Origin of the sequence: Actinomadura geliboluensis (assembly GCF_005889745.1) — a bacterium.
Lineage (GTDB): Bacteria > Actinomycetota > Actinomycetes > Streptosporangiales > Streptosporangiaceae > Spirillospora > Spirillospora geliboluensis.
The window spans coordinates 21,635-28,173 of sequence record NZ_VCKZ01000057.1 but is presented as its reverse complement, the minus strand read 5'-3'; the positions used below and the strand labels follow the sequence as shown (position 1 = coordinate 28,173).

8 protein-coding genes are annotated in these 6,539 nt (G+C 74.1%); 3 read left to right on the top strand and 5 right to left on the bottom strand.

What is annotated here, in order from left to right:
- Positions 1 to 107: 107 nt before the first annotated feature.
- Positions 108 to 641, top strand: a complete 534-nt coding sequence (locus tag ETD96_RS11025) for a DUF4870 domain-containing protein (RefSeq protein ID WP_138636220.1) — start codon at positions 108 to 110, stop codon at positions 639 to 641.
- Between the two features lies 1 nt (position 642).
- On the opposite strand, the gene ETD96_RS11020 is transcribed toward ETD96_RS11025, so the two are convergent.
- Positions 643 to 1,467: a TIGR03619 family F420-dependent LLM class oxidoreductase gene (locus ETD96_RS11020; RefSeq protein WP_138636219.1), complete on the bottom strand. Its 825-nt coding sequence runs from the start codon at positions 1,465 to 1,467 to the stop codon at positions 643 to 645.
- 46 nt (positions 1,468 to 1,513) lie between these two features.
- On the bottom strand, positions 1,514 to 2,197 hold the full coding sequence (locus ETD96_RS11015; protein WP_138636218.1) for a cyclase family protein: 684 nt from the start codon (positions 2,195 to 2,197) through the stop codon (positions 1,514 to 1,516).
- Between the two features lie 45 nt (positions 2,198 to 2,242).
- Here ETD96_RS11015 and ETD96_RS11010 point away from each other — a divergent pair, with 45 nt between their 5' ends.
- Together ETD96_RS11010 and ETD96_RS11005 are read left to right on the top strand one after the other, a co-directional pair.
- Positions 2,243 to 3,070 carry a HipA family kinase gene (locus ETD96_RS11010; RefSeq protein ID WP_138636217.1) on the top strand — a complete coding sequence of 276 codons (828 nt, stop codon included), beginning with the start codon at positions 2,243 to 2,245 and terminating at the stop codon, positions 3,068 to 3,070.
- Positions 3,067 to 3,522 carry a DUF3037 domain-containing protein gene (locus ETD96_RS11005; RefSeq protein WP_138636216.1) on the top strand — a complete coding sequence of 152 codons (456 nt, stop codon included), beginning with the start codon at positions 3,067 to 3,069 and terminating at the stop codon, positions 3,520 to 3,522. Before ETD96_RS11010 ends, ETD96_RS11005 begins: the two co-directional genes overlap by 4 nt.
- Positions 3,523 to 3,535: 13 nt before the next feature.
- Here the strand turns inward: ETD96_RS11005 and ETD96_RS45790 are convergent, their stop codons facing one another.
- The 3 genes from ETD96_RS45790 to ETD96_RS10990 all read right to left on the bottom strand — a co-directional run bounded on the left by ETD96_RS45790 (position 3,536) and on the right by ETD96_RS10990 (position 6,433).
- Entirely contained in the window at positions 3,536 to 4,444 is a 909-nt protein-coding gene (locus ETD96_RS45790) for a hypothetical protein (RefSeq protein ID WP_138636215.1), read from the bottom strand.
- 135 nt (positions 4,445 to 4,579) lie between these two features.
- A complete protein-coding gene (locus ETD96_RS10995) occupies positions 4,580 to 5,512 on the bottom strand; it encodes a helix-turn-helix domain-containing protein (protein WP_138636214.1) in 933 nt (310 codons plus the stop codon).
- A 78-nt stretch (positions 5,513 to 5,590) separates the two neighbouring features.
- Complete coding sequence (locus tag ETD96_RS10990) at positions 5,591 to 6,433, bottom strand: GNAT family N-acetyltransferase (RefSeq protein WP_138636226.1); 843 nt, start codon at positions 6,431 to 6,433, stop codon at positions 5,591 to 5,593.
- Between the last annotated feature and the right edge of the window lie 106 nt (positions 6,434 to 6,539).

The following is a 6,539-nucleotide window of genomic DNA, read 5'->3' as shown; positions in this document are numbered from 1 at the left end:
ATGCCGAGCCGTTTTAGGTGAAGTGAGTGATCCCATGCTGTCGAGAAAAGCCTCTAGCGAGTGTAGGGTGCAACGCCGCGATCTCCTCGGGCTCCCACCCAGAGCGAATGGGTCCGCTGGGGCGGCGAGGCGATCAACTGGGGCCCGTCCAGCCGCCGCCCGGTCGGCCACCACCCGGCCAGCCGCCGCCGTACGGTCAGCCGTACGGGCAGCCGCCGGGCGGCTACGACCCGCGGTGGGGCTACGGCCCGCCGGGCTCCCCCTACGGCGTGCCGACGCAGGGCCCCTCCGAGGAGACGACCTGGGCGATCTTCGCCTACATCGGGAACGCGATCATCGGGTTCCTGCCCGCGCTGATCATCTACCTGGTGAAGAAGGACACCTCGCCGTTCACCAGGTTCCACGCGGCGCAGTCGATGAACATGCAGCTCACCATGCTGATCCATCTCCTGGCGGTGCTGGCGGTGTGCGTGCCGCCGGCGATCGTCATGGAGGCGCCGGCCTTCCTCGCCCTGCTGCTCTTCCCGTACCTGGAGCTGCTGATCGGCGGGTGGACGTTCATCATCCTCGGCGCGGTGAAGGCGGGGAAGGGGCAGTACTACCGCTTCCCGACCTTCTTCTGCTACCGCATGATCCGCTAGCTCACAGGTAGGCGCGGGCGTACTCGTCCAGCACCGGCAGGACGGCCTCGCGGTCGCCGGCGGGGACGCGCAGCACGACCTCCTCGATCCCGAGCGAGCCGTAGTAGCCGAGCTTCTCCGGGGTCGGCAGCGTCCCGAACGGGATCACGGGGACCATGGCGCGTCCGGCGTCCGCGCAGGCGCGCCGCAGGCCGGGCAGCGCCTCGCGGATGCCCGCCCCGCCGATCGGCAGCCACCCGTCCCCGTACTCGGCGATGTGCGCGAACAGCGTCGGGCCCGGCGCGCCGCCGAGCAGCACCGGCACCCTGCCGGCCGGCTTGGGCCACGACCAGGACGCCTCGAAGCTCACGAACTCGCCCTTGAAGGACGCCTCCTCGTCCGTCCACAGGGCCCGCATCGCGAGGACGTGCTCGCGCGCCACGGCCCGCCGCCGCTTCCACGGCACCCCGTGGTCGGCGCCCTCCTCGGCGTTCCAGCCGTACCCGACGCCGAGCGCGACCCGTCCGCCCGCGAGCCGGTCGAGCGTCGCGACGGCCTTCGCGGTGACGATCGGGTCGCGCTGGGCGGGCAGCAGGATGCCGGTCCCGAGCGTGATCCGCTCGGTCGTCACGGCCGCCGCGGCGAGCGCCACCAGCGGGTCGAGGGTCCGCGCGTACTCCTCGGCGAGGGTGTCGTCCCCGGTCGGCGGGGGCGTCTCGCGGGCCACCGGGATGTGGGTGTGCTCGGGGACGTAGAGGGAGGCGAAGCCGCGCTCCTCGGCCGCCCGCGCCAGCTCGTGCGGCACCATCGTCCGGTCGGTGGCGAACATCGTGACCCCGAGCCGCATGCGGGCCCTCCTTCTCCCGGTTCCCCGGCACCCTACAGAGGCGGGGTCAGACGAGAACGGCCCGGTCGTCCACGCGGGCCACGGCGCGGACGGGCGCGCCGTCGGCGCCGGCCAGCGCGATGGGGAACAGCGAGACCTCGATCGCGCAGCCCGCGTCCTGGGCCGCGACGAGCCGGTCCAGCCCGGTGAGGTTCTCGGCGATCACGGCGCCCGCGCCGCACAGGACGCGGTGCGCCGCCAGCGAGAACTCCTCGGACCCGGGCGGCGGGGTGCGGTCCACGCTGAGCGTGTCGACGGCGACCGTGCGGACGCCCGCGGCGACGATCGCCTCGGCCGTCTCGGGCGCCGGGTACGGATGGGCGAGGTAGCCGCCGGTGCCCCAGTGCTCCGACCAGCCGGTCGCGATGACCAGGACGTCGCCGGGTTCGAGGCCGGGCGGGAGCGCGTCCGGCGGGATCGGCGCGCGGGGCGGCAGGCCGCGGACGTCCATGACCACGGCCGGGCCGGTGAAGCGGGTCAGCGGCAGCTCGTCCAGGCGGGGCAGGGCGTCGTCGACGTGGAACGGGGCGTCCACGTGCGTGCCCGTCTGCGAGCCCATGTGCAGGCGCAGGACGTTCACCCCGTCGCGGGCCGCGGTCAGCGCCGGCACCGCCTCCACCTCGGGGTCGCCCGGGTAGACCGGCATGCCCGTGGTGATCGGCACGGACAGGTCCAGCAGCTCAACGCCCATGTAATGGATTATCCCGCGCGGACCGCCAGCCGATAGCGTTGCGACGTGTTGCCACATGTGACGGCCATCCGATACGTGACGCCGCTCCGCGAGGGCGGCTCCCTGCCGGGCGTCGTCGAGGCCGACGACCTCGGCACCTACGTCATGAAGTTCCACGGCGCGGGGCAGGGGCGCAAGGCGCTGATCGCCGAGGTGGTCGCGGGCGAGCTGGCCCGCCGGCTCGGCCTCCGGGTGCCCGAGCAGGTGCTGATCGACCTGGACCCGGCGATCGGCCGGCACGAGCCCGACCCCGACGTCCAGGACCTCCTCAAGGCCAGCCCCGGCTGGAACCTCGGCGTCGACTTCCTGCCCGGGTCGCTCGGCTTCGACCCGCTCGGCTGGACCCCCGACCCGGACTTCGCGTCCCGGGTGCTGTGGTTCGACGCGTTCATCGGCAACGTGGACCGCAGCTGGCGCAACCCGAACATGCTCGTCTGGCACGGCGACGTGTGGCTCATCGACCACGGCGCGAGCCTGATCTTCCACCACGCGTGGGCGAACGCCGCCCGGCTGTTCGCCGGCGCGTACGACGTCGACGACCACGTCCTCACCCCGTACGCGTCCCGGCTGGAGGCGGCGGAGGCCGCGTTCGCCCCGAAGATCACCGAGGGGCTGCTGCGCGAGGTGGTCGCGCTGGTGCCCGACCGGTGGCTGGAGGGCGAGCCCGGCTTCGCCGGTCCGGAGGCGCTCCGCGACGCCTACGTCGAGATCCTGCTGCCGCGCGCCGGCAAGCCGCGCGACTGGCTGCCCGACCTCGACGTCAGCGGCCGCGCTCCGGACACCTCGGCGCGGCGGGGGCAGAACCGTCCCGGATGGCTGGGTGGTCCGGCATGAGCGAGGCGAACCGGGGGGCGCGGGGGGCCGTCCCCCCGCAGGACGCGCCCACGACGAACATCAGGGCCGCGGGTGAGCCGACGGTGTTCGAGTACGCGGCGCTGCGGGTCGTCCCGCGCGTCGAGCGGGGCGAGTCGATGAACGTGGGCGTCGTCGTGTACTGCCGGGCGCTCGACTACCTCGGCTGCCGGACGCACCTCGACGAGCGCCGCCTGCACGCGCTGGACCCCTCGCTCGACCTGGAGGGCGTCCGCGCCTCGCTGAAGGGCGTGGACGCGGTGTGCTGCGGCGGCGAGCGCGCCGGGCAGGCCGCGGCGGAGCCGCCGGGGCGGCGGTTCCGGTGGCTGACGGCGCCGCGCAGCACGATCGTCCAGCCGGGGCCGGTGCACGCCGGGCTCACCGCCGACCCGGCCGCCGAGCTGGACCGGCTGCTGCGCCTGCTCGTCCTGTGACCGCGCTCGCGCGCTAGTCCCACTCCCAGCGGATGCCGTGGTAGCCGGCGGCCATGCCGAACTCGATGAAGTGGACGCTGTGGTAGCTGGACAGCCGCAGGTCGGCGGAGTCCTTGAGCGCGGTGTGGCCGTCGGGCCGCCAGGTCCGGTGGCAGCGGGCCGGCAGCGCGGACGGGTGGAACCGCACCTCGATCAGGAACTCGTGCTGCGGGGTGCGGAAGCCGCGGCCCTCCTCGGTGATGGGCGGGCCGGTCTCGTCGAACCCGAAGCCGTACTCCAGCAGGTAGGTCTCGCCGCGGCCGAGCGCCCGGTCGAACAGCAGCTCGGCGGCGATGAGGCCGCTCGCCTCGTCCATCCGGACGCGGCCGAACCGGCAGCCGCGCACGGTCCGCGACGACGGCAGGACGCCCTGCGGGTGGTGGTACACCGCGATCCAGCGGTCGACGCCGCGCTGCTGGGCCTGGAACACCGCCCGGCAGCGGACCTCGCGCAGCTCCCGGCGGCGGCCGACGACGTACTGGTCGTGCAGGCTGAGCCCGGTGAGCAGCCGCTCGCCGCGGTCGCCGATCTCGTCCAGCAGGTCGCGGACGCCCGGCTCCGGGCACAGCTCCTCGACCGGCAGCCACGGCCCGGCGGTCCGCTCCGTGGTGGGCTTCAGCAGCGTCAGCAGCGAGTGGCGCGGCAGTTCGAGGATGACCTCCAGGCCGCGGACGGCGCGCAGCGAGTCGGCGCGCTCGGGCCTGGTCCGGCCGCGCTGCCAGTAGCTCAGCGTCGACAGGCTGACGGCGATGCCCTGCTCCTCCAGGCGGCGCCGCAGCGAGTCGAGGCTGAGGCCGCGCGCCTGGATGGCGGCGTGGAGGGCGACGTTGAACGGCCCGTACTGGAGGACCTGTAGGAGATCGTCCTCTGCGACACTCTGCACCTGCGGCCTCCGGATCTGCTCCGGCCGGCCCCCGTCCAACGGCCTTGACTCCTGCGATTGCAACTTCCGCGCTCACTGTAAAGCGGTTGGTCCCCGTTGCCAACAGGCAACTTGTCACAACCAGGGGTCCACGCGCTAGTGCCACTCCCATTCGATCCCGACTATTCCCCGCCTTACGGACCCGACCGCGATGTTAGCGCTGCCGGACGTGCCGACCCACAGCTCGCCGAGCCGGCGGCGCGGGGCCTGCGAGCTCTCGGCGGTGAACCCGTAGCAGCGGGCGGGCAGCCGGTCGCCGTCGAACTGGATGATCGCCACGTAGTCGTGGACGGGATGGGCGAAGCGGCGGTCGTAGCTGTCGGACGGGGACTCCGCCGCGGGCCCCAGCTCGTACTCGACGACCGCCGTGTCCCCCGCCGACAGCACCCGGTCGAAGACGAGCTCGAACGCCATCAGGCCGCCCTCGGCGCGGACCCGGCCGGGCCGGCAGTACCGCACGTCGGCGAGCCCGGCGGGGGCCGCCGGGGCGGGGCCGCCGGACACCTGGCCGCCGGACACCTGGTGGACGCAGACGATGCGGTCGATGTCGTCGCCGGCGGCGCGCACGACGGTGCGGACCGACAGCGTCCACGACCGGCGCACCTCGTCCAGGCGGTAGACGTCGTGGATGCTGAGCCGCTCCAGCCGGTGGTCGCCGGACCGGTCGAGCTGCCCGACGAGGAAGGCGTACCGCTCGGGATCGGGCCACAGGTCGCGCACGCTGCGGGCCCGGTCGCCCGCGCCGCCCGGCCCGGCCCCGGCCCCGCCGCGCCCGGCCGGTCCGCGCGGGGGCGCCGCGGTGGGCGCGGGGTCGTCCAGCAGTTCGGTGAGGGTGCCCGGCGGCACCTGGAGGATCTCCTCCAGCGCGACGACGACGGTGCGCGAGCGGGGCCGGCTGCGGCCCCGCTGCCAGTAGCTGAGCGTGGCGACGCTGACCGTCAGGCCGCGCCGCCCGAGCCGGTGGCGGATCCGCTCCAGCGTCAGCCCGCTCGCCTGGACGGCCTGCCGCAGTGCCCCGGCGAACTCCACGGCGGGATGGTACCCGCCGCGCAAGATCAAATCAGGGATCAGGGCAGATCAGTCACGCACCGACAAGCCGGACGCAGGTCAGAACAAGATCGACATGAAGGAGCCGAGCTCGCCGAACCCGACCCGGCGGTAGGCGGCCCGCGCCCGCGTGTTGTAGTCGTTGACGTACAGCGACACGGTCGGCGCGACGCTGCGCAGCGCCTCCCGCACCACCGCGGACATCCCCGTCTCCGACAGGCCCCGGCCGCGAAGGTCGGGCGGCACCCACACGCCCTGCACCTGGCAGGCGCGCGGGGTGACGGCGCCGATCTCCGCCTTGAACGTGACGCGGCCGTCCTCGATGCGGGCGAACGCGCGGCCGTCGCGGATCAGCTCGGCGACGCGGGCGCGGTAGAGCACTCCCCCGTCCCCGGCGTTCGGCGACACCCCGACCTCTTCGGTGAACATCGCCACGCAGGCCGGGTAGACGATGTCGAACTCCTCCATCCGCACGCGCCGGACGTGCGGGTCGGGCGGCACGTCCGGGACGGCGGAGGTGGCCATCACCGGCTGGGACGCGCGCACGGCCCGGGGCGGCCCCCAGTACGGCGCGAGGATCTCCCACAGCTCGCCGACCGCGTCGACCGGCCCGACGATGGACGAGCAGCGCCGCCCCTGCGCCTGCGCCCGCTCGGCGAACGCGCGGATCGCCTCCGGACCGGCCGCGACCGGGATCAGGTTGGCGCCCGAGTAGCACAGCGAAACGAGCCGCCCGTCGCGCAGGTACCCCCACATCTGCGCGCCGAGCCGCCGCGGGTCGAGCCCCGCGGCGTGCACGCGCGAGCTGACGAACACGTTGGACACCGGGTCGGCGTCCAGGATCGCGAGGGCCTCCGCCCGGTACCGGTCGTCCAGCACGCGCACGGGCATCGAGCCCAGCATGCGCATGGCTACCGGTCCCTCGACGGGAGGGGCCCCCGTTCGGCCCTCACCACTGAAAGCTCCACGTGGACAAGCCTATGCGGTCCGGTGCCCGCGCACCGCCGCG

What these genes read in the sequence shown, in the direction of transcription:
- ETD96_RS11025 (WP_138636220.1), top strand. Translation starts at nt 108, where the DNA reads ATGGGTCCGCTGGGGCGGCGAGGCGATCAACTGGGGCCCGTCCAGCCG.
- ETD96_RS11020 (WP_138636219.1), bottom strand. Translation starts at nt 1,467, where the DNA reads ATGCGGCTCGGGGTCACGATGTTCGCCACCGACCGGACGATGGTGCCG.
- ETD96_RS11015 (WP_138636218.1), bottom strand. Translation starts at nt 2,197, where the DNA reads ATGGGCGTTGAGCTGCTGGACCTGTCCGTGCCGATCACCACGGGCATG.
- ETD96_RS11005 (WP_138636216.1), top strand. Translation starts at nt 3,067, where the DNA reads ATGAGCGAGGCGAACCGGGGGGCGCGGGGGGCCGTCCCCCCGCAGGAC.
- ETD96_RS10990 (WP_138636226.1), bottom strand. Translation starts at nt 6,433, where the DNA reads ATGCTGGGCTCGATGCCCGTGCGCGTGCTGGACGACCGGTACCGGGCG.